This is a genomic window from Caballeronia arvi (assembly GCF_001544695.2).
In the GTDB taxonomy this organism is placed as follows: domain Bacteria; phylum Pseudomonadota; class Gammaproteobacteria; order Burkholderiales; family Burkholderiaceae; genus Caballeronia; species Caballeronia arvi.
The window spans coordinates 54120-77792 of the sequence record NZ_FCOM02000022.1 but is presented as its reverse complement, the minus strand read 5'-3'; the positions used below and the strand labels follow the sequence as shown (position 1 = coordinate 77792).

The window sequence follows — 23673 nt, the reverse complement described above, 5'->3', positions numbered from 1 at the left end:
TCCTGCCGCCGATCCCGCCGATGCGCTCAGCGCCAGCGGCCGGGCGGCACGCCGAACGTGCGTTTGAAATGGCGCGTGAAATGGCTTTGATCGGTGAAGCCGCTCGCCGCGGCGACATCGGTGACGGATGCGCCCGCGCGCAACGCGGGCAGCGCGCGCACGATGCGCAACTGATTGCGCCACGCGTGCGGCGCAAGACCGGTTTCGCGCGTGAAGAGGCGAGCGGCGTGAAAGGTCGAGAGGCCGACCGTTTGCGCGAGTTCGGCGAGGGTCAGCGGTTCGAGCAGATCGTCGGCGAGGCGGGATTTCATCGTCGCGACGCGACGGGCGTCCGCAGCGAGCGGCGCGATATCCGGGCGCTCGAGCGCGTGGCGGCCGAGCAGCGTCGTCGTCGCATCGACGAGGGCGAGTTCCGCGGCGAGCGGATCGGCGCCTTCTTCCAGCAGCCGATGCGCGATCACCAGCCGCCGCGCCAGATCGGGATCGCGAATGATGTCGACCGGAAACCACGGCGGCGACGTCGTTTGCGCCGACATGTCGCGCGCGAGCGCCTCGACGAACGGCACAGGCAGATAGAACACGCGATAACGCCAGCCCGCATCGACGGCCCGCGCGCCCGTGTGCACTTCGCCGGGATTGATCACCGGCACGGAGCCGGCTTCGGCGACGTGATGCGCGCCGCGATAGTCATAGCACTCCGCGCCCGCTTCGATCACTGGCACGGTGTAGGCGTCGTGCCAGTGCGGCGTGAACTCGTGATCGTAGTATTCGGCGGTGACCATGTCCGCGTCCGGCACGAGCGGCGAGCGCCAGTAGTGTGCGGCATTGCGGAAGCGGGCGGCGGTCATGGCGCGAAGAAGGGGAACGGAAGCGGGGAAGGGTCAGCGGAATCGCACAGTTTACAACTTTGTTTCGCCCCGGACCGGACAGTTGCGCGTCACTTCACCGGTATGGTCGTGCCCGCGGGAACCGGCACCGCCGTCACGCTGTTCTTCGGGCTGCCGGTTGCGACGCGGTCGCTGTAGGTCATATAGACGAGCGTGTTGCGCTTCGCATCGACGATGCGCACCACATGCAGCGTCTTGAAGATGAACGACATGCCCGCCGAGAACACGTCGGTCTTCTGCTTGAGCGGCTGCGCGATCTTGATCGGGCCGACCTGGCGGCACGCGATCGACGCTTCGGTCGGGTCTTCCGCGATGCCGAGCGTGCCTTTCACGCCGCCCGTGCGCGCCCGCGACACATAGCAGGTCACGCCTTCGACAAGCGGATCGTCGTAAGCCTCGACCGTGACGCGGTCCGAACCGGTGAAGCGGAAGTTGGTGTTGACGCTGGCGATTTCTTCGGCGTGCGCGAGGCCCGCGCCGGAAATCAGGGTGAGCGTTGCGGCGAGCGCGCGGGCAGAGCGTTTCATCGGCAGCCTTCGGAAAAGAGAAAGGGCGTCGTATTGTATCGACGCCCCTGGCTCTTTTGATGCATTGCCGCGTTGCCGGTCAATGAAAGATCAGATACAGAATCACCAGAACGATCACCGGTACGCCGAGCAGCCATCCGAGTAGGTAAGGCATGGTGTCCTCCTTCGAGTGTTGTTTGTTGACGATTCCAGTATCGCGGGGAGGATTGGTTTGCGTTAGCCGTGCGCGTCCGAAATCCATGTAGGCCGCGTCCTATCATCACTTTCGCGCGGCTTACAAATTCGTAATGTCATCGGATTTAAGCGGCGCGGTTTTTCTTCGCCGGCCGGTCGCGATACAGCGTTCGCACGTAGTCGAGATGCGCGCCGGCGCACTCGCGCGCCCGCGCCGGATCGCGCGCGACGATCGCCTCGAAGATCGCGCGATGCTGCGCCATCAGGCTCGCTTCGACTTCGTCGTCGTAATCGACGAGCCGATGCGACGTGAGCATCGATTCGCGGACCAATTCGTCGAGTCCGTGCATCACGTGCGCGAGCGCGACGTTGTGCGTCGCGTCCGCGATCGCGAGATGGAACGCCGCGTCTTTCTCCGCGATGCGCGTGCTTTTCTCGGCGACGGCGCTCTGCAGCGCGTCGAAAGCGGTGGCGATGCGCTCGAGATCGGCTTCGGTCGCGCGCTCGGCGGCATAGGCGGTGGATAGCGTCTCGAGTCCATGCCGCAGTTCGAGCACGTCGGCGCTCGCGTTCGGCTGTTCTTCGAGCAGCGCCGCGAGCGGATGCGACACGAGCGGCGCGGTCACATCGGACACGACGAAGCCGCCGCGCCCGGCCGAACGGATGAAACCGTCCGATTCGAGCCGGATCAGCGCCTCGCGCAGCGACGGGCGCGACACGTTCAACTGCTCGGCCAGATCGCGCTCGGCGGGCAGGCGCTGACCCGGCAACAGCGTGCCGTTCGAAATCAGCTCGCGAATCTGCCCGGACACGACGTCGGAGAGGCGCACGCGGGCGTAGGAATGCGCATGGACAGGCTGGAAAGTCATCGTTCGACGCGAAGGCAGGTTGAAAGCATGGGATTGCCCGAGTTTGACACGAATGAGGCATCTCTTTAAAGTCTTGGTCAGACCAAGCTTACCAAATTCCCCACACGTCGAGGCACCCGATCTCCATGAAAGTCGCTTTGTTCGTTCCCTGTTTCATCGACGCCTTTTATCCGCAGATCGGCATAGCCACGCTGGAGCTGCTCGAGCGGCTCGGGCTCGACGTCGACTATCCGCAGGATCAGACCTGCTGCGGCCAGCCGATGGCCAATAGCGGCGCACTTAAGGAAGCCGCGGGCGCCGAGCGCGTGTTCGCCCGCAATTTCGCCGATTACGACTGCATCGTCGGGCCGTCGGCGAGTTGCGTGCATCACGTGCGCGAGCACTTCACGTCGATCGAACAGACGAGCGCGGTGCAGAAGGTGCGTGGCAATACGTACGAGCTCGTCGAATTCCTGCACGACGTGCTCGAGGTGCGCGAGTTTCCCTGGGCCGAGTTTCCGCATCGTGTCGGGCTGCACAACAGTTGCAGCGCGGTTCGGCATCTGCGCGAGACATCGAATTCGGAAGTCGCGGGCGCACGCTTTTCGAAGCCGCGCGCGCTGCTCGACGGCGTGAAGGGCATCGAATTCGTGTCGCCCGCGCGCCCCGACGAGTGCTGCGGTTTCGGCGGCACGTTTTCCGTGACGGAAGAAGCCGTGTCCGTGCGTATGGGACAGGACAAGGTGCGCGATCACGTCGGCGCGGGCGCGGAGTACATCGTGTCGGGCGACATGTCGTGTCTCATGCATCAGCAAGGCTGCGCCGAACGCATGAAGCTCGATGCGAAGTTCATCCACATCGCGCAGGTTCTGAACGGAGCGCGGGCATGAGCAAAACCGTGAGTAAGACCGTTCGTATCGATCACGCCAAGGCGGCGAGCGCGTTCCTGCAAAAGCCGGATCACGTCGCGTTCCACGACAAGCGATTGTGGGATTTGCGCTCCAAGCGCGATGCGCAGGCGCACGGAATTCCCGAATGGGAAACGATGCGCGAGCTCGCGTCGGGCATCAAGGAGCACACGCTGTCGAATCTCGCGGACTACATCGGGCAATTCGTCGATCAGGCCGAGCGTAACGGCGTCGTCGTGCATTTCGCGGCGAATGCACAGGAGCATAACGAACTCGTCTACAAGCTGATGAGCGAGCGCGGCATGACATCGCTCGTGAAGAGCAAGTCGATGCTCACCGACGAGTGCTACATGCGCGACTACCTGGAGCCGCGCGGCATCACCGTGATGGAAACCGATCTCGGCGAGCGCATCCAGCAGCTCGATCATCAAGACCCGAGCCACATGGTCGTGCCGGCCGTGCACAAGCTGCGCGCGGACGTGGCCGATCTGTTCGGCAAGACCATCGGCACTGATCCGAAGAACAGCGACATCCACTATCTCGCCGAAAGCCAGCGCATGCACACGCGGCCGTATTTCGTGCGCGAGAAGACGGCGGGCATGACCGGCTGCAATTTCGCCGTCGCGGAAACGGGCACGGTCGTCGTCTGCACGAACGAGGGCAACGCGGATTTGTCGGCGAACGTGCCGCCGCTGCATATCGCGTCGATCGGCATCGAAAAGCTCATTCCGACGATCGCCGATCTCGGCGTCTTCGTGCGCATGCTGTCGAGGAGCGCGCTCGGCTCGCCGATCACGCAATACACGTCGCACTTTTGCAAGCCGCGGCCGGGCACGGAGATGCACTTCATCCTCGTCGATAACGGCCGCACCGAACGGCTCGCGATGGATGACTTCTGGTACTCGCTCAAGTGCATCCGCTGCGGCGCGTGCATGAACACGTGCCCGGTGTATCGGCGAAGCGGCGGCTTGTCGTATGGCGGCACGTATTCCGGGCCGATCGGCGCGATCATCAACCCGACTTACGATCTGAAGCGCTACAGCGCGCTGCCGTTCGCATCGACGATGAACGGAAGTTGCACCAACGTGTGCCCGGTGAAGGTGAATATCCACGAGCAGATTTACAAGTGGCGCGCGGTGATCGCCGAGAAGCACGAGGTGCCGTTCGTCAAGCAGGAAGTCCTGAAGATGGCCGGGCGGCTGCTCGCGAGTCCGACGCTTTATCGCGCGACGGTCGCATCGCTCGGCGGCGCGTTGAAGCGCTTGCCCAACTTCGTGCTCTATAACCCGCTCAACATCTGGGGACGTCAGCGCGATCTGCCCGAAGCGCCCGTCGAGACTTTTCACGAGTGGTATCGCAAGAACCGGAAGCCTGCCAAATGACGACTCGCGAAGCTTTTCTCTCGAAGATCCGCGCGGCGCAGCCCGCGTCGCGCCCGCGCCCCGAGGTGCCCGTGTTTCCCGTCGTTCCCTCTGCCGATGGCGATCCGAAGGCGCGCTTCACGGCGGCGCTCACGGCGATGGGCGGCACGTGCATCGAAGCGGTCAATTTGAGCGATGTGAATGCGCTGATCGCCGCGCGTTTTCCGGACGCGAACGTGATCGCATCGGCGGTTGCCGGCGTCGATGGCAACCGCGCGCTTTCGCCCGACACCGTGCCGGCATCGCTCGAAGATGTCGACGTGGGCATCGTGAGAGGGCGCTTCGGCGTCGCGGAAACCGGCTCGGTGTGGTTCAGCGAAGACGAATACGTCGTGAATTCGATCGGCTATCTCGCGCAACATCTCGTCGTGCTGCTCGATCCCGCCTCGCTCGTCGATGGCTTGCAGCAGGTGTATCGACGTGACGATTTCAAATCGGCGCGTTATGCGGTGCTCGTGACGGGGCCATCGGCGACGGCGGATATCGAAGGCGTGCTGATTCGCGGCGCACAGGGCGTGCGCTCGCTGACTGTCGTGTGGCTTGGATGAAACGGCTGGCTCTGGCGTGCGGGAAAGCGTTGCAGAAAACGAAAAAGCCCAGTCGCGCGACTGGGCTTTTCAAGTGAAGCTTTTGGCTCCCCGACCTGGGCTCGAACCAGGGACCTACGGATTAACAGTCCGGCGCTCTACCGACTGAGCTATCGGGGAACAACTGAAACATATGCAACTGAGATAAAAAACCCAGCCGATCGACTGGGTTTTTTTTGAAACCGACTTGCTGGAGTTTTGGCTCCCCGACCTGGGCTCGAACCAGGGACCTACGGATTAACAGTCCGGCGCTCTACCGACTGAGCTATCGGGGAACATCTACAGCAGAGAAGCGAAAGTATAGGGGGCTGCTGCTAACGTGTCAACGCCCAATCTTCATTCGATAACCATTTTTGCAATCGAACGAAGCCAGATGCGTTGACGTATGCGCGCTTCAGCGCTCGAGCAGGTTCAGCTTGTCCTTCACGTCCTTGAACTCGTCCGCTTCGGGAAGCGATCCCTTCGTTTTCGTGATGCTCGGCCAGTTGCGCGACAGATCGGCGTTCAGTTCGGTGAAATGCTGCTGGTCCGAGGGTACGTCCTCTTCGGCGTAGATGGCGTTCACCGGGCACTCGGCCACGCACACGGCGCAGTCGATGCACTCGTCCGGATCGATCGCGAGAAAGTTGGGACCTTCGCGGAAGCAATCCACCGGGCACACGTCCACACAATCGGTGTACTTGCACTTGATGCAGCTTTCGGTCACAACGTGAGTCATTCAGGCTCCTGCATGCGGAATTCGTGGGGGCGGCGCTCAGAGCGGCTACATAGGCCGGAGATGCGCTTGCCAAAACGCATATTGTAGCGTAACGGTAAAAGCGGGCGCGAGCGGCGCGGCCCGCCTTTTATATCGATTCGTGATGTATGTATGCACAGCTTCGTAAAAGGATGGCGCATGGTCATGCCTCTGCGGACATTCGGGTAACATGACCCTAAAGGCATAAGGCCCGCGCGGCCTCTTCGGTGAAGTCTCAGTCAGAACCATGATCATCAATTCGCTGCTCGATACCGACCTCTACAAGTTCACCATGATGCAGGTCGTGCTGCATCATTTCCCGGCGGCGCACGTCGAGTATCGCTTCCGCTGCCGCACGCCGAATGTCGATCTCGTCCCGTACATCGACGAAATCCGCGACGAAGTGCGCCAGCTCTGCAACCTGCGCTTCACGGAAGAGGAGCTGGACTATCTGCGGCGCATGCGCTTCATCAAGAGCGATTTCATCGATTTTCTCGCGCTCTTTCATCTGAACGAGAAGTCCGTGCGCATCTCGCCGTCGCCGAAGAAAAATGGCGAGATCGAGATCGGAATCGAAGGGCCGTGGCTGCATACGATTCTCTTCGAGATTCCGGTGCTCGCGATCGTCAACGAGGTCTACTTCCGCAACACGCAGCGCAAGCCGGAGTACGAAACCGGCCGCGTGCGCCTGCGCGACAAGATCAAGCTGCTCGCCACGCCGCCCGAATACTCCGACTGCAAGATCGCCGATTACGGCACGCGCCGCCGCTTCTCGGGGCAGTGGCACGAGGAAGTGGTGCTTACGTTGAAGGACAAGCTCGGCGCGCAGTTCGCCGGCACGAGCAACGTGTTCTATGCGATGAAGCACGGCTTGCGGCCGCTCGGCACGATGGCCCATGAGTATCTTCAGGCGTGTCAGGCGCTCGGTCCGCGCCTGCGCGACTCGCAGATCTTCGGCTTCGAGATGTGGGCGAAGGAATATCGCGGCGACCTCGGCATCGCGCTGTCGGACGTCTATGGCATGAAGGCGTTCCTGCGCGACTTCGACATGTATTTCTGCAAGCTCTTCGACGGCGCGCGTCACGATTCCGGCGATCCCTTCGACTGGGGCGAGCGCCTCCTCCGGCATTACGAGGACAACCGCTGCGACCCGCGCACGAAGGTGCTCGTCTTCTCCGACGCGCTGGATATCCCCAAAGTGCTCCAGTTGTATGAGCGTTTTCGCGGACGCTGCCAGCTCGCGTTCGGCGTCGGCACGAATCTCACCAACGATCTCGGCTATCAGCCGCTGCAGATCGTCATCAAGATGGTTCGCTGCAACGGTCAGCCGGTCGCGAAGCTGTCGGATTCGCCCGGCAAAAACATGTGCGAGGACAAGGCCTATCTCGCCTATCTGCGCCAGGTGTTCGGCATCGAGCAGCCTGTAGGCGACGACTGATTTCCTGCGCGTCCGCGAGCGTTCGTACAATCGGCCTATGCCGTTCGGCCGAGGTTCTTACGCGGACATCGCTCGCTATAATTCGGACGCGTCGATCGATCCGGCGCGCACGAATCCAGAGCACGTAACCACGAGGACGGCACCCATGGACACATCGGCCGCGCGCCGCAACATTCTCGCGCGCATCCGCAGCGCGCAAGGCCGCCGTGGCACGCCGACGGACGCCGAGTACGCAGCCGCGAGCGAATACGTGGAACGGCACCCGGCGGGCCCGCGTCCGACGCTGCCCGAGACGCTCGACGAACTCGTCGCGCGGTTCAGGCTCGAAGCCGAGCGACTCTCCACGACCGTTGCCGAAGTCGAATCGCTCGCGGATGCTCCCGCCGAAGCCGCGCGCTATCTCCAGTCGCTGAATCTTCCCGCCGATGTGGTCGCGTGGCCCGCGCTCGCCGATCTTCCCTGGGCGCAAGCCGGCATTCAGGCAGCGTTGCGCAAGCCTGCCGACGCCGATCTCGTCGGCATCACCGGCTGCTTTTGCGCGACGGCTGAAACCGGTTCGCTCGTGCTGCTCTCCGGCACCGAAACGCCGGCTTCCGGCGCGCTGCTGCCGCAGACGCATATCGCGATCGTGCCGGCATCGCGCATCGTCGCGGGGCAGGAAGACGCGTTCGCGTTGATGCGCACCGAGCGGGGCGAACTGCCGCGCGCGGTGAACTTCGTGTCGGGACCGTCGCGCACCGGCGATATCGAACAGACCATCGTGCTCGGCGCGCATGGGCCGTATCGCGTGCATGTGATCATCGTGCGCGGAGCGTGAGTCCGATGCGGCGTTTTTTTGCAGGCGTGGCAGCGTTCATTGCGGCTTCTGCCGCCTCGGCGGCAACGCCCGATGGCGCAACGCTCTCGGCGGCGTGGGGCCTGCCTTTCGTCGGCGTCTTGTTGTCCATCGCCGTGTTTCCGCTCGTCGCGCCGAAGTTCTGGCATCACCATTTCGGCAAGATCGCAGCCGCGTGGGCCATCGCGTTTCTCGCGCCGTTCGCGTTCGCGTTCGGCTTCGGCACGGCCGGCGGCGTGCTGGTTCACGCGCTGCTCGAAGAGTACGTGCCGTTCATCATCCTGCTGGCGGCGCTCTATACGGTGGCGGGCGGCATTTGCGTGCGCGGTAATCTGCACGGCTCGGCGCGTCTGAATACCGGGCTGCTCGCGCTCGGCGCCGCGCTCGCGAGCATCATGGGCACGACCGGCGCGGCCATGTTGCTGATTCGTCCGCTCCTGCGCGCGAACGACAACCGCAAGCATGTGGTACATGTGGTCGTGTTCTTCATCTTCCTCGTCGCAAACGCGGGCGGCTCGCTGACGCCCCTCGGCGATCCGCCGCTCTTCCTCGGCTTTCTGAACGGCATCGGCTTCTTCTGGACGACGCTGCATCTCGCGCTGCCGATGCTCTTCGTCTGCGCCGTGCTGCTCGCGGTCTTCTACGCGCTCGACCATTACTACTGGCGCAGGCACGACGCGAAGCGCGCGTTTCTCGACCCGACGCCGGACACGCCGCCGCTCGGCATCGACGGCAAGATCAACTTCGCGCTGCTCCTGGCGATCGTCGCGCTCGTGCTGATGAGCGGCATCTGGAAGCCGGGCATCGCGGTCGATGTCTTCGGCACGCAGGTGCAGTTGCAGAATCTCGTGCGCGACGTGCTGCTCGCCGCCGTGCTGCTGGCATCGCTCGCGCTCACGCCGAAAAGCGCGCGCGCGGGCAACGCGTTCGCCTGGGCGCCGATTGAGGAAGTCGCGAAGCTCTTCGCGGCGATCTTCATCACCATCGCGCCGGTCATCATGATCCTGCGCGCGGGCGAGGGGGGCGCGTTCGCGGGCATCGTGAATGCGGTGTCGGATGCTCAGGGCAAGCCGATCGACATCGCCTACTTCTGGGCGACGGGTCTCCTGTCTTCGTTTCTCGACAACGCGCCGACCTATCTCGTCTTCTTCAATCTCGCGGGCGGCGATCCTCAAACACTCATGACCACCGACGCCACCACGCTCGCCGCCATTTCCGCGGGCGCGGTCTTCATGGGCGCAAACACGTATATCGGCAATGCGCCGAATTTCATGGTGAAGGCGATCGCCGAATCGCGCGGCGTGCGCATGCCGAGTTTCTTCGGCTACATGGCATGGTCGGGCGCGATCCTTCTGCCGCTATTCGCCGTCATGGGCTGGCTATTTTTCTAGGAGCAATCGATGAAGAAGGTACTTGTCGCGCGTCCCACGTTCCCCGATGTGATCGAGCGGCTGAAACAGTATTTCGATGTCGACGCGAACCCCGGCGACGTGCTCCCGCAAGACGAATTCGCGCGCCGTCTCGCCGATAAGGACGGCGCCTTCACAGCGGGCGAATGGGTCGGCGAGAAGGAACTGGCGGGCGCGCCGAACCTGAAGGTGGTCGCCAACATGGCGGTCGGCTACAACAACTTCGACATGCAGGCGTTCGACGCGCACGGCGTGCTCGGCACCAACACGCCGAACGTGCTGAACGAAACCACCGCCGATTTCGGCTGGGCGCTGATGATGGCGGCGGCGCGCCGTGTCACCGAGTCCGAGCATCATCTGCGCGCGGGCAAGTGGCAGAAGTGGTCCTTCGATTCGTTCCTCGGCGCGGACGTGTACGGCGCGACGCTCGGCGTGATCGGCATGGGGCGCATCGGCCAGGCGCTTGCGCGGCGCGCGATCGGTTTCAACATGCGCGTGATCTATCACAATCGCTCACGCGTGGCGCCGGAGATCGAAGCGGAGCTGAACGCCGAATATGCGTCGAAGGAAGACCTGCTCAAGCGCTCGGATCATGTCGTGCTCGTCGTGCCTTACTCGAAGGAGAGCCATCACACGATCGGCGCGGCCGAGCTTGCGCTGATGAAGCCGACGGCTACGCTCACCAACATCGCGCGCGGCGGCATCGTCGATGACGCGGCGCTGATCGTCGCATTGCGCGAGAAACGCATCGCGGCAGCGGGCATCGACGTGTTCGAAGGAGAGCCGGATTTCGACCGCGACTTCCTCTCGCTCGACAACGTGGTGCTGACGCCGCACATCGCGAGCGCGACCGAAGGCACGCGCCGCGCGATGGCCAATCTTGCTGCCGACAATCTCATCGCGGCACTGGGCGAAGGCCCGCGCGCCGGCAATCCGCCGAACCCGATCAATCCGGACGTACTGAAGAAATGACGCAACTGTTGGTTGGCGCGATCGTCGTGTTGGCGATCGCGCTGGTGGCCGCGCTCATCGCGCTCGTCATGTCGATGCGGCGCAACTCGAACGCCGTGATTTTCGATGAATTCGAAGCGCTCACCGACCGCGTGAACGACATGGGCGAGGCGCATGCGCGCGCGCAGGAGCGGCTCGAACGCGGCTTGCGCGGCGATATCGCGGAGAGCGCGCGCGTGTCGCGCATGGAATCGCAAAGCGGCTTCACGCAGTTCCATCAAACGCTGTCGACGCAACTCGCAAACACGTCGAGCGTGCAGAACGCGCAGTTCGACGCGCTCGCGCAGCAACTCGCGCAGCAGAGCCAGCAGGCGCGCGAGGATCAGGGCAATGCGTTGAAGCGCTTCGCCGATTCGGTGTCGCTGCATCTCGCGCAGTTGTCGGAAGCGAACGAGCGGCGGCTTGGCGAGGTGCGCGCGACGCTCGAAGCGCGTCTGAAAGACATCGAATCGAACAACGCGACGAAGCTCGACGAGATGCGCAGAACCGTCGATGAAAAGCTGCACGCAACGCTCGAACAGCGTCTCGGCGAATCGTTCAAGCTGGTGTCGGACCGGCTGGAGCAGGTGCATCGCGGGCTCGGCGAGATGCAGACGCTCGCGGCCGGCGTCGGCGATCTGAAGAAGGTGCTCACCAACGTCAAGACGCGTGGCATCTGGGGTGAAGTGCAGCTCGAATCGCTGCTGGAACAGTTGCTCACGCCGGACCAGTACGCGAAGAACGTCGCGACGATTCCGAACAGGGGCGAGCGCGTCGAGTTCGCGATCAAGCTGCCGGGCCGGCACGATGCGCCGGGTTCGCCGGGCGATGTCGCCACGCCCGTGTGGCTGCCCATCGACGCGAAGTTTCCGCGCGAAGATTACGAGCGTCTCATCGATGCGCAGGAGCGCGCGGACCCGGTCGCGGTCGAGGACGCGTCGCGCGCGCTCGAAGGGCGGCTACGCGCGGAGGCGAAGTCGATCGCGCAGAAGTACGTCGCGCCGCCTCATACGACGGACTTCGCGCTGCTTTTTCTGCCGACTGAAGGGCTCTATGCGGAAGTGTTGCGCCGTCCGGGTCTGAGCGATGCGTTGCAGCGCGAGTATCGCGTGAGCATCGCCGGGCCGACTACCTTGACCGCAATTCTCAACAGCCTGCAGATGGGGTTTCGCACGCTCGCCATCGAAAAGCGTTCGAGCGAGGTGTGGCAGGTGCTCGGCGCGGTGAAGACCGAGTTCGGCAAGTTCGGCGAAGTGCTGGCGAAGACGAAGTCGCAGCTCGAAACAGTCGCGCGCTCGATCGAAGCGGCGCAGACGCGCACGCGGCAGATGGGCAAGCGCCTGCGCGATGTCGAGGCGTTGCCGGGAGAACAGACTGCGGGGCTGTTGGGAGATGCGCTCGGCGATACGTCGTCGCCCGAAGACGACGACGTCTGAATCACCGGGCGAGGCGTTCGAGCGGCTCGCCCGTCACGCGCACGATGCGCCAATCGGGCAGCACGGTCGCGCCCATCTTTTCGTAGAAGTCGATGGCGTTCTGATTCCAGTCGAGCACCGACCACTCGAAGCGGCCGCACTGACGCTCGACCGCAAGCGCCGCGAGCTCTTTCAGCATCAGCGTGCCGAGACCGCTGCCGCGCATCGACGGACGCACATAGAGGTCTTCGAGATAAAGACCGCGCTTGCCGAGAAAGGTCGAGAAGTTCTGGAAGAAGAGCGCATAGCTGACGACTTCGCCCGCCTGCTCCGCGACGAGCGCTTCAGCGGCAGGGCGCGCGCCGAAGAGGGCATCGTGCACGCCTTCCTCAGTCGCGATGAACAGATGCGTGAGCTTTTCGAACTCGGCGAGCTCGTACATCAGGCCGAAAATCGCGGGGATGTCGGCGGGCGTGGCCGCGCGAATCGTTGCACCCGGGTTCGACGCACTCATGCTTCCTCCGGCGCGTCGGACAGTACGATCTCGATGCCGCCGAAACGCGACGCCACCCAGTTATACGCATGGCACGCGATCCAAAGCAGGACGAAACCGAGAATCGCGTTCAGCAGCAGCGCGCTCGTGACGGTGCTTACTTCCACCGAGCCGAATCGGACGAACGCGACCACCACGCCGAGCAGCACGATCGGCACGCTGAAAGTCAGGTACACGAGGATCAGCGCCTTGGCGGTCTGTCCCGGTGCGATAAATGAGATCTGCTTTTTCATGGAAGGAAAGCCCCGTCTATCGATGTAGGAATGTTTGGTCCTGGCGGCGCGTGCCGTGGCGCCCGTCAGATCAGGCCGTCGAACGGCACGATCTCGACTTCGTCTCCGGCGTCGATGTCGCCGCGCGCGTGCTCCAGCACGATGAAGCAGTTCGCTTCGCTCATCGAACTGAGCACGCCAGAACCTTGCGGACCCGTGGTGACGACGTGAAAGCGACCGTCGTCGTCGCGTGTGGCGATGCCGCGCTGGAACTCCGTGCGGCCCGCGCGCTTCTTTATCGGCTCGGCACTGATTGCGCGGATCGCCGTGAGCGGCTGGCGCGTCGCGCCGGACATCGCCAGAAGCGCCTCGCGCACGATGAAGTAAAACGTCGCCATCACGGCGACCGGATTGCCCGGCAAGCCGAAGAATAGCGCCGATTCGCCCGTGCCCGCGCGCGCGCCCGACCAGAGGCGGCCGAAGGCGAGCGGCCGTCCGGGGCGCATCGCGATCTTCCAGAAGGCGACGTCGCCGAGCGAATTCATCAGTTCGCGCGTGAAGTCCGCATCGCCGACCGAGACGCCGCCCGAGCTGATGACCACGTCCGCGCGTTCGGTGGCCTCGCGCAACGCCTTTTCGAGCGATGCACGGTCGTCGCGCACGATGCCGAGATCGACGCTCTCGACGTTCAGGCGCTTGAGCATCGCGAAGAGCGTGTAGCGGTTGCTGTCGTAAAGGCTGCCCGGGCTCAGCGTTTCGCCGACCGAGCGCAATTCGTCGCCCGTCGAGAAAAACGCGACAGTGAGGCGCTTGTAGACACACACCTCGCCGATGCCGAGCGACGCGAGCAGGCCGAGATCCGACGCGCGCACGATGCGGCCCGCGATCAGCGCGGGCTTGCCTTTCGCGAGATCTTCGCCCGACAGGCGGCGGTTCTGGCCGGCACGAACTGCGGCCGTGGAGAAGCGGATCGCATCGCCTTCGCGGGTCACGAGTTCCTGCGGCACGACCGTGTCGCAGCCGGGCGGAATCAGCGCGCCCGTCATGATGCGCACGCATTGGCCCGCACCCGGCGCGGCATCGAACGGCCGTCCGGCGAGCGCGGCGCCCGCGACGGTGAGACCCAGCGTGGCAGCGCCGCCCGCGAGCGCCTCGCCGGCGAATGCGTAGCCGTCCATAGCGGAATTGTCGAAGGCGGGCACGTCGATGGGCGAGATCACGTCTTCGGCGAGCACGCGGTCGAGCGCGTCGTGCAAGCCTACGCGCTCAATCTGCGCGTCACGCGTACGCGGCGTGGCCCATTGACGCACGATTTCCTGCGCTGCGATGACGGGCAGCGCGTTCGGATCGTAATGGGCGACGCAGGCGGAGAATTCCTTGGACGTGGTCATGAATCGGCGTGATCGCGGCCGGAGCCCGGCGAAGAAGCAGCCACGAGGCCGCGCGGTGATTGAGCGCCCGAACGTCGGATGGCCGCAAGGCGGAATCGCGCGAACAGTCGGGCTGCAACGGTCGGGTTACGAGTCAGCGGCGTTCCAGCTCGGCCAGCTGCTGTAAATCGTTGATATTGTAAAACGCGCGTTCGTCGTGAAATTGGACTTCCGCCGCCGTGTGGCGCGCGTACCACGCGCGGACTTTGCGTTCGCCGGCGTCGAGCCAGGCGTCGAGATCGTCGGCGAGCGAGGTTCGCAAAAGCGCGAAAACCGGATGCGCCATCACTTCGCCGGAGGCATCGATCGTTGCGGCGTAGGCAATGCTCGCGCGCTTTGCCTCGAGTGCGTGCATCAGTGCGGCGCCGAGATGTTCGTCGACGAACGGCGCATCGCACGGCGCGATCAGCACGAACTCCGTCGTCGCGGCGCGCAACGCGGCGGCGATGCCGGCCAGCGGCCCGGGAAAATCCGCGCGCGTGTCGGCGATCACGTGCGCGCCGAACGCCGCGCCGAGGCGCGCGTAGTCGTCGAGGGAACGATTCGCGCTGATCAGCACCGCGGCCGCCTGAGGCGCGACGCGCCGTATCACGTGCAGCGCGAGCGGCTCGCCGTGAAACGGCTGCATGCCCTTGTCGACGCCGCCCATGCGCGAGCCGCGTCCGCCCGCGAGCACGAGCGCAGTGACATTCGAGGATGAATGAACGTTCAGCACGAGCGATCCGCCGCGCTCAGCCGCCGATGTACGACATTTCGACGCGACGCGCGTCATCGCGCGACGGCGCCGATGCGCTCCCGCGCAGTTGCGAATAGCGGTCGCCGCGCGCTTCCCAGATGCGCGCGATGGCGGTGCCGACTTCGTTGTCGCTCGCGCCGCCGCGGATCAGGCCGCGCAGATCGTGGCCGGATACCGCGAAGAGGCACAGATAGAGCTTGCCTTCCGTCGACAGCCGCGCGCGCGTGCAATCGCCGCAAAACGCGCGCGTGACGCTGGAAATCACGCCGATTTCACCGCTGCCGTCGCGATAGCCCCAGCGTTGCGCCGTTTCGGCAGCCGTGTGCGCTTCGAGCGGGTCGAGCGGAAAATGCGCGTCGATACGCTCGACGACTTGCGCCGACGGCAACACTTCGCTCATGTTCCAGCCGTTCGACGCCCCGACATCCATATATTCGATGAAACGCAGAACGGCGCCGCTGCCTTTGAAGTGGCGCGCCATCGGCACGATTTCCTGGTCGTTCGTGCCGCGCTTCACGACCATGTTGATCTTGATTGGATCGAGACCGACGGCTTGCGCCGTTTCGATGCCGTCCAGCACGTCGGCGACCGCGAAATCGGCGTCGTTCATGCGGCGAAAGAGGGCATCGTCGAGGGCGTCGAGGCTGACCGTGACGCGCGAAAGGCCCGCGTCCCTCAAAGAACGCGCCTTGCGCGCGAGAAGCGAGCCGTTCGTCGTCAGCGTGAGATCGAGCGGGCGGCCTTCCGGCGTGCGCAAAAGCGCGAGCCGTTCGATCAGAAATTCGATGTTCTTGCGCAACAGCGGCTCGCCGCCCGTGAGACGAATTTTTTCGACGCCGTGCGCGACGAACACACGCGCGAGCCGCTCGATTTCCTCGAACGAGAGCAAGGCGGCGTGCGGAAGAAACTGGTAGTCCTTGTCGAACACTTCGCGCGGCATGCAGTACACGCAGCGGAAGTTGCAGCGGTCCGTCACCGAGATGCGCAAGTCGCGCAGCGGGCGCGCGAGCGTGTCCGTGAGCAGCCCGGACGGCGACGTCGCGGCGCCGGAAAAGTCCGGAATCGAGCTGACATCGGCCAGGGGAATGATGCGTCGGGACATGATGACTCGGGGCTCGCTTCGGCCGCTAAGGCCTTGTTCGAATGATGATTGAATCGTCCCATTTTAGCGGAACCGCGCGGTCCGGGGCATCGGGACGCAGCGACACGGCGTCCCGGTTTTCCCGCGGTTTCGGCCAATTTTCGATAAAGCAATGAAAAACGCCATCGATTCGAAAATCGATGGCGTTGTCTGACTGCCGCCGGATCGCCGAAGCGACCCGGCCCGCGCTTTCACGCTCAGTGGATGCTCTTGCTGGTTTCCACTTGCTGCATCGGCGTGGTGTCGGCCGGCGGGAGCGGCTTGCGCTCGCGCGGCACGCGCACCGGCGCCGGTTCGCGCGCGGCGGCGGCGTTCGCGTCGCGCAGCTTGCCTTCGTCCGTGTTGACCCAGACGAGGCCTGCGCGCTCCAGCATCGGCTGAAGAGCGGCGACTGCGATCGGCGTCGAAGTCGCAGGCGCGGCGGGCGCGGCTGCCTTCACCGGCTCCGAAACGACGGCGACCGGCTCCTGAGCTGCGACCGGCGCTTGCGCTTCCGTGCGCTCGACCGGCTTCACCGGCTCGACGGCCGTCGCTTCGGGCGTCGGCGCGACCGCGGCGGTTTTCACCGGCTCGGCCGCTTCGGCGGGTTCCGTTGCGGCGACGGGCGCCGCAGCCGGAACTTCCTCGGCAGGCTGGGCCGGCGCTTCGACGACGGCAGGCTTCGGCGCTTCCGTGAGGACAGGCGCGGGCGTCGGCGCCGGCGCGAACGGATCGGCCGTCTGCACCTCGGCGGCCTTCGGCGACGGGCCGAACGGATTCTCGACCGCAGGCGCCGGGGCGGGCTTCTCGAAGAGATCGAACGTCGTCGGCTCGGGCGTTTGCGCTTTCAGCTCGAACGGCTCCGCTTCGGCGGTCCTGGCAACCGGTGCTTCCTCGGCTGCTGCGGGCGCTTGCTCCTGCGGCTTCGCTTCGACCGGCTGAGCGATCGGTTCGACAACAGGCTGCTCCGCCGGCTGCTCGGCCGCTTGTGCGGCGGCAGGGCGTGCTTCGCGACGAGCGGCCGCTTCCTGCGCGGCTTCGGCGTCGAATACGCCGGCTTGCGCCGAGACGCTTTCCGCCGCGCCTTCTGCTTCCGCGACATCGGCTGCGTGATTCACGGTCATGCCATCGTCATCGCGATCGCGACGGCCGCCACGGCGGCCACGGCGGCGGCGACGGCGTTCTTCGCCTTCACGCGCGGCTGCGCTCTGATCGGCGGACAGTGCGTCGATGTCGGTCTGTTGCGCGTCGGCGCTGGCTTGCGCTGCGTCGACGAACTCCGGCGCGACCGTTTCGCTTTGCGTCAGCGCCTCGACGGCGGCTTCCGGCTGCGGCTTGCGGCGCTCGCCACGTTCAGCGCGTTCCGGACGATCGGCACGCTCAGCCCGTTCGCCCCGATCCGGACGTTCGCGGCGTTCCTGGCGCTCGCCAGCTTCCGGACGTGCGGCGCGTTCCGCGTTGCGATCGCGCGGCTCGCGTGCCTCACGCGGTTCCCGTGTTTCACGCGGCTCGCGCGCTTCACGCGGCTCGCGGACCTCACGCAGTTCGCGACCTTCGCGGCCGCCACGTGCCTCGCGATCTTCACGACGCGCGCCCTGGCGGCCCGCGCCATTGCCACTCGCCGTCGCACCGGCTGCAGCACCTTCACGACCGGCGCCACCACCACGGCGGTTGCGGTTGCGATCACCGCCGCCCGGGCGCTCGCCGCGCTCACGCTGCGGACGCGTTGCCGGTTGCACTTCGACCGGCGCCGGAGCGGGCGCCGCCGCAGGCTGAATGCCGAACAGATTCTTGATCCACGCGATGAAACCGCCGCTCGCCGGCACGGGCGCAGGAGCGGGCGCGGCTTCGACAGGCGCGGGCTTGACCGGCGCGCTCGGCGCGGGCTTCTCGGGCGTGATGCCCTTCACGGCTGCTTCCTGCTTCGGCTTTACTTCTTCGGTGCGCTTGCTGTAGCCCGTTTCCGATTCCAGCTCGCTCGCCGCTTCGACGGCCATCTTCCACGAGGCGCGCGGTTCGTCGAGGCGCGCATCGTCGTGACGCAGACGTTCCAGCTTGTAGTGCGGCGTTTCGAGATGCTTGTTCGGGATCAGTACGACGTTGACCTTGAAGCGCGACTCGATCTTGTTGATTTCCGAGCGCTTTTCGTTCAGCAGGAAGGCGGTCACCTCGACCGGCACCTGGCAATGGATCGCCGCGGTGTTTTCCTTCATCGCTTCTTCCTGAATGATCCGCAGCACTTGCAGCGCGGACGATTCGGTATCGCGGATATGGCCGGTGCCGTTACAGCGCGGGCACGTCACATGGCTGCCTTCCGACAGCGCCGGACGCAGACGCTGACGCGACAGCTCCATCAGCCCGAAGCGCGAAATCTTGCCCATTTGTACGCGCGCGCGGTCGTGCTTCAACGCGTCTTTCAGGCGCTGCTCGACTTCGCGCTGGCTCTTGGCCGATTCCATGTCGATGAAATCGATCACGATCAGCCCGCCCAGATCGCGCAGACGAAGCTGGCGCGCGACTTCGTCGGCGGCTTCGAGATTGGTGCGCGTCGCGGTTTCCTCGATGTCCGCGCCCTTGGTCGCGCGCGCCGAGTTCACGTCGATGGCGACGAGCGCCTCGGTGTGATCGATCACGATCGCGCCGCCCGAAGGCAGCGGCACCGTGCGCGAGTACGCGGTCTCGATCTGATGCTCGATCTGGAAGCGCGAGAAGAGCGGCACGTCGTCGTGATAGCGCTTCACCTTTTGCAGGTTGTCGGGCATCACGATATCCATGAAGGCGCGCGCCTGATCATGGATTTCGGTCGTGTCGATGAGAATTTCGCCGATATCCGGCTGGAAATAGTCGCGAATCGCCCGGATGACGAGGCTCGATTCGAGATAGATGAGCATCGGCTGGCCGCCGACGCCGCTCTGCGACGCGGCTTCGATCGCGCGCCACAGCTGCATCAGGTAATTCAGGTCCCACTGGAGCTCTTCCGCCGAACGGCCGATACCCGCCGTGCGCGCGATGATGCTCATGCCGTCGGGCAGTTCGAGCTGCGACATGGTTTCGCGCAGTTCCTGCCGCTCGTCGCCTTCGATCCGGCGCGACACGCCGCCGCCGCGCGGGTTGTTCGGCATCAGGACGAGATAGCGGCCGGCCAGCGAGATGAACGTGGTCAGCGCCGCGCCCTTGTTGCCGCGCTCTTCCTTCTCGACCTGAACGATGAGTTCCTGACCTTCCCTCAGCGCGTCCTGGATGCGCGCGGAGCGCATCTCGACGCCGTCGCGGAAATACTGGCGGGCGACTTCCTTGAACGGCAGAAAGCCGTGGCGGTCCTCGCCGTAGTTGACGAAGCACGCTTCGAGCGACGGCTCGATGCGCGTGACGACTCCCTTGTAGATGTTGCCTTTGCGCTGTTCGCGCCCGGCGGTTTCGATGTCGATGTCGATGAGCTTCTGCCCATCGACGATGGCGACGCGCAATTCCTCTTGCTGCGTCGCGTTAAACAGCATGCGTTTCATGAAACGGCTCCAGAGCAGCTCCGTCCCCCCTCGTCAGGCGAATCGGCGTCGGTGATCGAAATTCGCGATCACGCGCACGAAGCGGGAAGGTGGGCGTGCCACGCTTTTTGTGTGTTGTCACAAAGCACGCTGGAGCGGGACTTCTGGCGGGAGAATTGCCGAAAGCAGGCGCGCGGCGAGTGAGCCGGCCGCGCCGTGGGGCACATGCGAATCATCGAAGAGACGCCGACGCGGCTGTCTGCGCGGCGGAGGATGCACGGCGGCGCCGCGGCTTCTCGCGTCTCAAATTTGACGCGCCAAACCCGAGGGCGCTCTTGCAACAGAGCCTGTTTCCTCCCAACGGCAGCAGCAAGGCGGGGCGGTATCGTGCAGGGCCGCGCAATGCTTCGCGGTGCTGCGTCACCAATCTCCATCCTTGCGGCTTGACCGCGCCGGCATGACCGCGAGCTTCTCAGCCGCCAGCGGTTCGTCCGTGTCTCGCCTCTTTGCGACGCTTTGTTTCGTATCGCGCTTCGCAGCAATCAGCGCAGCAGCGATTCACGTCGTCGATGGTTCACAATCCGGCGAGCCGCGATTTGCCTGATTCTCCCGCGCGATGGCAGGGCCGATTCGGGCAGGCGTCCGGCTGGATTGCCGGGCGCCGTCGCTTCTCGCCGATAAAATTCTTTTTGACCAAAAATCCGTTACCGTCGGCGATCGACTCGACCGAACGCGCCTGTGGGCTCCGTCCCTGCCGGTGATATCGCCGTGCGTGCAACTCGTTGCTCTTCGAATCCCGGGTGAGCAACTGACCTTGGGCGCAAGTAAAATGATGGTTTATCGCTTGCACCTCAACAGTCTGATCAATTACGGCCGCTGCTTGATCCTAAGCGTCGACCTTTTCAGGCTGCTCGCAAATTATATTCAGAATGAATGAGTTAGGCAAAACATCCCATAAACGGGTCGCAAGCGAACAGGTGTCGATGATCGAAGTCGACGAGAACGCAGCCGGTCAGCGAATCGACAATTTTTTGCTGCGCGTCTGCAAAGGCGTCCCGAAAAGCCATATCTACCGGATTCTGCGCAGCGGCGAAGTGCGCGTGAACAAAGGCCGCATCGACGCGTCATACCGGCTCGAGCTGGGCGATATCGTGCGCGTCCCGCCGATCCGCACGGCGCAAGCCGACGAGACGCCGGTGTCGTCGAACGCGCCCGCGGCCGAGTTCCCGATCATTTTCGAAGACGACCATCTGATCGTCATCGATAAACCTTGCGGCGTCGCGGTGCATGGCGGCAGCGGCGTCGCGTTCGGCGTCATCGAACAGCTTCGCAATGCGCGGCCTCACGCGAAATTCCTCGAACTGGTGCATCGGCTCGATCGCGAGACGTCCGGCGTGTTGATGCTTGCGAAAAAGCGCTCGGCGCTCGTCGATCTGCACGAGCAGATTCGCGAAAATCGCGTCGACAAGCGTTATTACGCGTGCGGACACGGCGAATGGCATGCCGACTGGGGCCGCCGCCGCATCGTGAAGGCGCCGCTGCACAAGTACGTCGCGGCGGACGGCGAACGGCGCGTGCGGATTCAGGAAAACGGGCTGCCGTCGCATACGGTCTTCAATCTGATCGAGCGCTGGCGCGACTACGCGTGGGTCGAGGCGGAACTGAAGACCGGCCGCACGCATCAGATCCGCGTGCATATGGCGAGCATCGGCCTGCCGATTGCGGGTGACGCCAAATACGGCGACTTCGCGTTGAACAAGGAGCTCGCGCGTTCGAGCGCGAAACCGTCGCTCAAACGCATGTTTTTGCACGCTTATCGACTGAAAATCACGCATCCGGCGACGGGCGAGCCGTTGCAGTTCGAGGCGCCGCTGCCGGCCGAATGCAAACGCTTCATCGAGCAACTCAAAAACCAAGAGACACCATAAATGGCGCGGCAGCAATTCGATCTGATCGTTTTCGACTGGGACGGCACGCTGATGGATTCGACCGTCCACATCACGCGCAGCATTCAGGCCGCGTGCCGCGACCTCGGGCTGCCGGTGCCGGCGGATGAATCCGCGAGCTACGTGATCGGCCTCGGCCTCAAGGACGCACTGCAGATCTGCGCGCCGACGCTCGATCCGTCGGAGTATCCGCGCCTCGCGGAGCGCTATCGCTTCCATTTCCTGACGATGGGCCAGAAGACCGAGCTCTTCGACGGCGTGCGCGAGCTTTTGCACGAACTGCGCGATCTCGGCTACTTTCTCGCGGTCGCGACGGGCAAGAGCCGCGTCGGGCTGAATCGTGCGCTCGACGAATCGCGGCTCACGAGCCTTTTCGACAGCACGCGCTGCGCCGACGAAACCTTCTCGAAACCGCATCCCGCGATGCTCCAGGAACTCACGCGCCAGCTCGGTCAGGACCTCGCGCGCACGGTGATGATCGGCGACACGACGCACGACCTGCAGATGGCGATCAACGCCGGCGCGGCGGGCATCGGCGTGGGCTACGGCGCGCATCCGGCAAATTCGCTGATCGCGCTCGAGCCGCAGTTCTGCGCGGATAGCGTCGCCTCGCTCGCCGGCTGGCTGCGGGAGCACGCATGAGCGAGCCTGTGCAGGATGCGGTGCGTGTGTGTGCGTCCGATGAACTCGTCGATGGCGGCGCGGGCGTGCGCCTGCCGGCGAAAGAGGCGAGCGGCGACGCCGTCGTATTTTTCGTGCGCTACGACGGCACGCCGTACGGCTATCTGAACCGCTGCGCGCACGTGCCGATGGAACTCGACTGGAACGAGGGCCAGTTCTTCGAAAGCTCGGGCCTATACTTGATGTGCGCCACACACGGCGCGATCTACGAGCCCGACAGCGGCAAATGCGTCGGCGGTCCATGCCGCGGCGCGAGGCTTCGGCCCGTGACGGTCGAAGAGCGCGACACGCCGGAAGGCCGCGCGGTCTTCTGGCTGCCCGACGACGCGCTGCGTCCCGCCTGATTTACTTTTCACCACACAAAACAACGCATGTCCGACGACCTTCCGCCGCGCCGCAACGACAACTGGGAGCGCGACGCGCTCGAACGCATCGCGCTCGCCGCGATCCGCGAGCAGCGCGCCGCGCGGCGCTGGCGCATCTTCTTCCGTTTCGTGTTTCTCGCGGTGATCGCGCTGATCGCGTGGGGCGTGTTCGATTTCACCGGCGATCGCGTCGCGAAAGCGGGCAAGCACACGGCGCTCATCGATCTGCAAGGCGAAATCGCCGCGAACAGCGATGCGAGCGCCGACAACATCGACGCCGCGCTGCAAAGCGCGTTCGAGGACGAGAACACGGCCGGCGTGATCCTGCGCATCAACAGCCCGGGCGGCAGTCCGGTGCAGGCGGGCATCATCAACGGCGAGATCAGGCGGCTGCGCGCGAAGCATCCGAAGACGCCGCTCTACGTCGTGGTCGACGACATGTGCGCGTCGGGCGGTTATTACGTCGCGGCCGCGGCGGACAAGATTTACGTCGATCGCGCGAGCATCGTCGGCTCGATCGGCGTGCTGATGGACGGTTTCGGCTTCACCGGGCTGATGGACAAGCTCGGCATCCAGCGCCGCATGCACACGTCCGGCGCAAACAAGGGCGCTTTCGATCCGTTCTCGCCCGAATCGCCCGCGATGAATGCGCACGCGCAGGAGATGCTCGACCAGATCCACACGCAGTTCATCGACGCGGTAAAGCTGGGTCGCGGCAAACGTCTGAAGGATGATCCGCAGCTCTTTTCCGGCATGTTCTGGACCGGTGAAAAGAGTGTCGAGCTTGGTCTCGCCGACGGCTTCGGGGACGCCAGCTACGTGGCGCGCGAAGTCATCAAGCAGCCGGATATCGTCGATTACTCGCAGAAGGAGAGCATCAGCGAGCGCGTGGTGCGACGCTTCGGCGCATCGGTGGGCGATGCCGCCGTGCGCGCGCTCACGCTCGGCGGCAAGCCGCAATTGCGCTGAT

General features: G+C 64.5%; 24 protein-coding genes and 2 tRNA genes. 13 read left to right on the top strand and 13 right to left on the bottom strand.

Features of this window, described 5'->3' with window-relative positions; translation table 11 throughout:
- Positions 1-26: 26 nt before the first annotated feature.
- From AWB74_RS23100 to AWB74_RS23090, 4 genes are all read right to left on the bottom strand, one after another.
- A complete protein-coding gene (locus AWB74_RS23100; protein WP_061149036.1) occupies positions 27-848 on the bottom strand; it encodes a helix-turn-helix transcriptional regulator in 822 nt (273 codons plus the stop codon).
- 89 nt (positions 849-937) lie between these two features.
- Complete coding sequence (locus AWB74_RS23095; RefSeq protein ID WP_061149035.1) at positions 938-1414, bottom strand: CreA family protein; 477 nt, start codon at positions 1412-1414, stop codon at positions 938-940.
- A 79-nt stretch (positions 1415-1493) separates the two neighbouring features.
- Positions 1494-1655, bottom strand: a complete 162-nt coding sequence (locus AWB74_RS46475; protein WP_160110308.1) for a hypothetical protein — start codon at positions 1653-1655, stop codon at positions 1494-1496.
- Between the two features lie 58 nt (positions 1656-1713).
- The gene (locus tag AWB74_RS23090; RefSeq protein ID WP_061149034.1) at positions 1714-2457 is read right to left on the bottom strand and encodes a FadR/GntR family transcriptional regulator; all 744 of its coding nucleotides are present in this window, start codon (positions 2455-2457) and stop codon (positions 1714-1716) included.
- A gap of 125 nt (positions 2458-2582) precedes the next feature.
- On the opposite strand from AWB74_RS23090, the gene AWB74_RS23085 reads away from it, so the two are divergent.
- Genes AWB74_RS23085 through AWB74_RS23075 form a run of 3 tightly spaced genes read left to right on the top strand, consistent with a single transcriptional unit; the run spans position 2583 to position 5313 of the window.
- The gene (locus AWB74_RS23085) at positions 2583-3326 is read left to right on the top strand and encodes a (Fe-S)-binding protein (RefSeq protein WP_061149033.1); all 744 of its coding nucleotides are present in this window, start codon (positions 2583-2585) and stop codon (positions 3324-3326) included.
- Entirely contained in the window at positions 3323-4726 is a 1404-nt protein-coding gene (locus AWB74_RS23080) for a lactate utilization protein B (RefSeq protein WP_061149032.1), read from the top strand. Before AWB74_RS23085 ends, AWB74_RS23080 begins: the two co-directional genes overlap by 4 nt.
- A complete protein-coding gene (locus tag AWB74_RS23075) occupies positions 4723-5313 on the top strand; it encodes a LutC/YkgG family protein (RefSeq protein WP_061149031.1) in 591 nt (196 codons plus the stop codon). Before AWB74_RS23080 ends, AWB74_RS23075 begins: the two co-directional genes overlap by 4 nt.
- Before the next feature lie 83 nt (positions 5314-5396).
- Here AWB74_RS23075 and AWB74_RS23070 read toward each other — a convergent pair.
- From AWB74_RS23070 to fdxA, 3 genes are all read right to left on the bottom strand, one after another.
- Positions 5397-5472, bottom strand: a tRNA-Asn gene (locus AWB74_RS23070).
- Positions 5473-5551: 79 nt separating this feature from the next.
- A tRNA-Asn gene (locus AWB74_RS23065) sits at positions 5552-5627 on the bottom strand.
- A 119-nt stretch (positions 5628-5746) separates the two neighbouring features.
- A complete protein-coding gene (gene fdxA, locus AWB74_RS23060; RefSeq protein ID WP_061124018.1) occupies positions 5747-6070 on the bottom strand; it encodes a ferredoxin FdxA in 324 nt (107 codons plus the stop codon).
- A gap of 265 nt (positions 6071-6335) precedes the next feature.
- Here fdxA and pncB point away from each other — a divergent pair, with 265 nt between their 5' ends.
- The 5 genes from pncB (at position 6336) to AWB74_RS23035 (ending at position 12196) form a co-directional block, all read left to right on the top strand.
- A complete protein-coding gene (pncB, locus tag AWB74_RS23055) occupies positions 6336-7526 on the top strand; it encodes a nicotinate phosphoribosyltransferase (RefSeq protein WP_061149030.1) in 1191 nt (396 codons plus the stop codon).
- Positions 7527-7671: 145 nt separating this feature from the next.
- Positions 7672-8343 (top strand): LutC/YkgG family protein, encoded by a 672-nt coding sequence (locus tag AWB74_RS23050; RefSeq protein WP_061149069.1) that lies wholly within the window; start codon positions 7672-7674, stop codon positions 8341-8343.
- 5 nt (positions 8344-8348) lie between these two features.
- The gene (locus AWB74_RS23045) at positions 8349-9752 is read left to right on the top strand and encodes a sodium:proton antiporter (RefSeq protein WP_061149029.1); all 1404 of its coding nucleotides are present in this window, start codon (positions 8349-8351) and stop codon (positions 9750-9752) included.
- A gap of 9 nt (positions 9753-9761) precedes the next feature.
- Complete coding sequence (locus AWB74_RS23040; protein ID WP_061149028.1) at positions 9762-10742, top strand: 2-hydroxyacid dehydrogenase; 981 nt, start codon at positions 9762-9764, stop codon at positions 10740-10742.
- The gene (locus tag AWB74_RS23035; protein ID WP_061149027.1) at positions 10739-12196 is read left to right on the top strand and encodes a DNA recombination protein RmuC; all 1458 of its coding nucleotides are present in this window, start codon (positions 10739-10741) and stop codon (positions 12194-12196) included. The genes AWB74_RS23040 and AWB74_RS23035 overlap by 4 nt, the downstream gene beginning before the upstream one ends.
- 1 nt (position 12197) lies before the next feature.
- Here the strand turns inward: AWB74_RS23035 and AWB74_RS23030 are convergent, their stop codons facing one another.
- The 6 genes from AWB74_RS23030 to AWB74_RS23005 form a co-directional block, all read right to left on the bottom strand.
- Positions 12198-12689, bottom strand: coding sequence for a GNAT family N-acetyltransferase (locus AWB74_RS23030; RefSeq protein WP_061149026.1), 492 nt, complete (start codon positions 12687-12689; stop codon positions 12198-12200).
- Complete coding sequence (locus AWB74_RS23025) at positions 12686-12961, bottom strand: hypothetical protein (protein WP_061124014.1); 276 nt, start codon at positions 12959-12961, stop codon at positions 12686-12688. Before AWB74_RS23025 ends, AWB74_RS23030 begins: the two co-directional genes overlap by 4 nt.
- Before the next feature lie 65 nt (positions 12962-13026).
- On the bottom strand, positions 13027-14331 hold the full coding sequence (gene moeA, locus AWB74_RS23020) for a molybdopterin molybdotransferase MoeA (protein ID WP_061149025.1): 1305 nt from the start codon (positions 14329-14331) through the stop codon (positions 13027-13029).
- 133 nt (positions 14332-14464) lie between these two features.
- Positions 14465-15019, bottom strand: a complete 555-nt coding sequence (gene mobA, locus AWB74_RS23015; protein WP_235024659.1) for a molybdenum cofactor guanylyltransferase MobA — start codon at positions 15017-15019, stop codon at positions 14465-14467.
- An 82-nt stretch (positions 15020-15101) separates the two neighbouring features.
- On the bottom strand, positions 15102-16208 hold the full coding sequence (gene moaA, locus AWB74_RS23010; RefSeq protein WP_061149024.1) for a GTP 3',8-cyclase MoaA: 1107 nt from the start codon (positions 16206-16208) through the stop codon (positions 15102-15104).
- Positions 16209-16444: 236 nt separating this feature from the next.
- On the bottom strand, positions 16445-19732 hold the full coding sequence (locus tag AWB74_RS23005) for an Rne/Rng family ribonuclease (protein ID WP_061149023.1): 3288 nt from the start codon (positions 19730-19732) through the stop codon (positions 16445-16447).
- A 595-nt stretch (positions 19733-20327) separates the two neighbouring features.
- Between AWB74_RS23005 and AWB74_RS23000 the strand changes: the two genes are divergently transcribed.
- The 5 genes from AWB74_RS23000 to AWB74_RS22980 are packed head-to-tail and all read left to right on the top strand — an operon-like array spanning position 20328 to position 23672.
- The gene (locus AWB74_RS23000) at positions 20328-20648 is read left to right on the top strand and encodes a hypothetical protein (protein WP_061149022.1); all 321 of its coding nucleotides are present in this window, start codon (positions 20328-20330) and stop codon (positions 20646-20648) included.
- Positions 20641-21639, top strand: coding sequence for an RluA family pseudouridine synthase (locus tag AWB74_RS22995; RefSeq protein ID WP_061149021.1), 999 nt, complete (start codon positions 20641-20643; stop codon positions 21637-21639). The genes AWB74_RS23000 and AWB74_RS22995 overlap by 8 nt, the downstream gene beginning before the upstream one ends.
- Complete coding sequence (locus tag AWB74_RS22990; protein ID WP_061149020.1) at positions 21640-22299, top strand: HAD-IA family hydrolase; 660 nt, start codon at positions 21640-21642, stop codon at positions 22297-22299.
- Positions 22296-22682: a Rieske (2Fe-2S) protein gene (locus AWB74_RS22985; protein WP_061149019.1), complete on the top strand. Its 387-nt coding sequence runs from the start codon at positions 22296-22298 to the stop codon at positions 22680-22682. Before AWB74_RS22990 ends, AWB74_RS22985 begins: the two co-directional genes overlap by 4 nt.
- A 27-nt stretch (positions 22683-22709) precedes the next feature.
- Positions 22710-23672: a S49 family peptidase gene (locus tag AWB74_RS22980; protein ID WP_061149018.1), complete on the top strand. Its 963-nt coding sequence runs from the start codon at positions 22710-22712 to the stop codon at positions 23670-23672.
- Position 23673 lies beyond the last annotated feature (1 nt).

Excerpts from the sequence above, each read along its gene's own strand:
- AWB74_RS23100 (WP_061149036.1), bottom strand. The coding sequence starts at position 848 with ATGACCGCCGCCCGCTTCCGCAATGCCGCACACTACTGGCGCTCGCCG.
- AWB74_RS23095 (WP_061149035.1), bottom strand. The coding sequence starts at position 1,414 with ATGAAACGCTCTGCCCGCGCGCTCGCCGCAACGCTCACCCTGATTTCC.
- AWB74_RS46475 (WP_160110308.1), bottom strand. The coding sequence starts at position 1,655 with ATGGATTTCGGACGCGCACGGCTAACGCAAACCAATCCTCCCCGCGAT.
- AWB74_RS23090 (WP_061149034.1), bottom strand. The coding sequence starts at position 2,457 with ATGACTTTCCAGCCTGTCCATGCGCATTCCTACGCCCGCGTGCGCCTC.
- AWB74_RS23085 (WP_061149033.1), top strand. The coding sequence starts at position 2,583 with ATGAAAGTCGCTTTGTTCGTTCCCTGTTTCATCGACGCCTTTTATCCG.
- AWB74_RS23080 (WP_061149032.1), top strand. The coding sequence starts at position 3,323 with ATGAGCAAAACCGTGAGTAAGACCGTTCGTATCGATCACGCCAAGGCG.
- AWB74_RS23075 (WP_061149031.1), top strand. The coding sequence starts at position 4,723 with ATGACGACTCGCGAAGCTTTTCTCTCGAAGATCCGCGCGGCGCAGCCC.
- fdxA (WP_061124018.1), bottom strand. The coding sequence starts at position 6,070 with ATGACTCACGTTGTGACCGAAAGCTGCATCAAGTGCAAGTACACCGAT.
- pncB (WP_061149030.1), top strand. The coding sequence starts at position 6,336 with ATGATCATCAATTCGCTGCTCGATACCGACCTCTACAAGTTCACCATG.
- AWB74_RS23050 (WP_061149069.1), top strand. The coding sequence starts at position 7,672 with ATGGACACATCGGCCGCGCGCCGCAACATTCTCGCGCGCATCCGCAGC.
- AWB74_RS23045 (WP_061149029.1), top strand. The coding sequence starts at position 8,349 with ATGCGGCGTTTTTTTGCAGGCGTGGCAGCGTTCATTGCGGCTTCTGCC.
- AWB74_RS23040 (WP_061149028.1), top strand. The coding sequence starts at position 9,762 with ATGAAGAAGGTACTTGTCGCGCGTCCCACGTTCCCCGATGTGATCGAG.
- AWB74_RS23035 (WP_061149027.1), top strand. The coding sequence starts at position 10,739 with ATGACGCAACTGTTGGTTGGCGCGATCGTCGTGTTGGCGATCGCGCTG.
- AWB74_RS23030 (WP_061149026.1), bottom strand. The coding sequence starts at position 12,689 with ATGAGTGCGTCGAACCCGGGTGCAACGATTCGCGCGGCCACGCCCGCC.
- AWB74_RS23025 (WP_061124014.1), bottom strand. The coding sequence starts at position 12,961 with ATGAAAAAGCAGATCTCATTTATCGCACCGGGACAGACCGCCAAGGCG.
- moeA (WP_061149025.1), bottom strand. The coding sequence starts at position 14,331 with ATGACCACGTCCAAGGAATTCTCCGCCTGCGTCGCCCATTACGATCCG.
- mobA (WP_235024659.1), bottom strand. The coding sequence starts at position 15,019 with ATGGGCGGCGTCGACAAGGGCATGCAGCCGTTTCACGGCGAGCCGCTC.
- moaA (WP_061149024.1), bottom strand. The coding sequence starts at position 16,208 with ATGTCCCGACGCATCATTCCCCTGGCCGATGTCAGCTCGATTCCGGAC.
- AWB74_RS23005 (WP_061149023.1), bottom strand. The coding sequence starts at position 19,732 with ATGAAACGCATGCTGTTTAACGCGACGCAGCAAGAGGAATTGCGCGTC.
- AWB74_RS23000 (WP_061149022.1), top strand. The coding sequence starts at position 20,328 with ATGGCAGGGCCGATTCGGGCAGGCGTCCGGCTGGATTGCCGGGCGCCG.
- AWB74_RS22995 (WP_061149021.1), top strand. The coding sequence starts at position 20,641 with ATGAATGAGTTAGGCAAAACATCCCATAAACGGGTCGCAAGCGAACAG.
- AWB74_RS22990 (WP_061149020.1), top strand. The coding sequence starts at position 21,640 with ATGGCGCGGCAGCAATTCGATCTGATCGTTTTCGACTGGGACGGCACG.
- AWB74_RS22985 (WP_061149019.1), top strand. The coding sequence starts at position 22,296 with ATGAGCGAGCCTGTGCAGGATGCGGTGCGTGTGTGTGCGTCCGATGAA.
- AWB74_RS22980 (WP_061149018.1), top strand. The coding sequence starts at position 22,710 with ATGTCCGACGACCTTCCGCCGCGCCGCAACGACAACTGGGAGCGCGAC.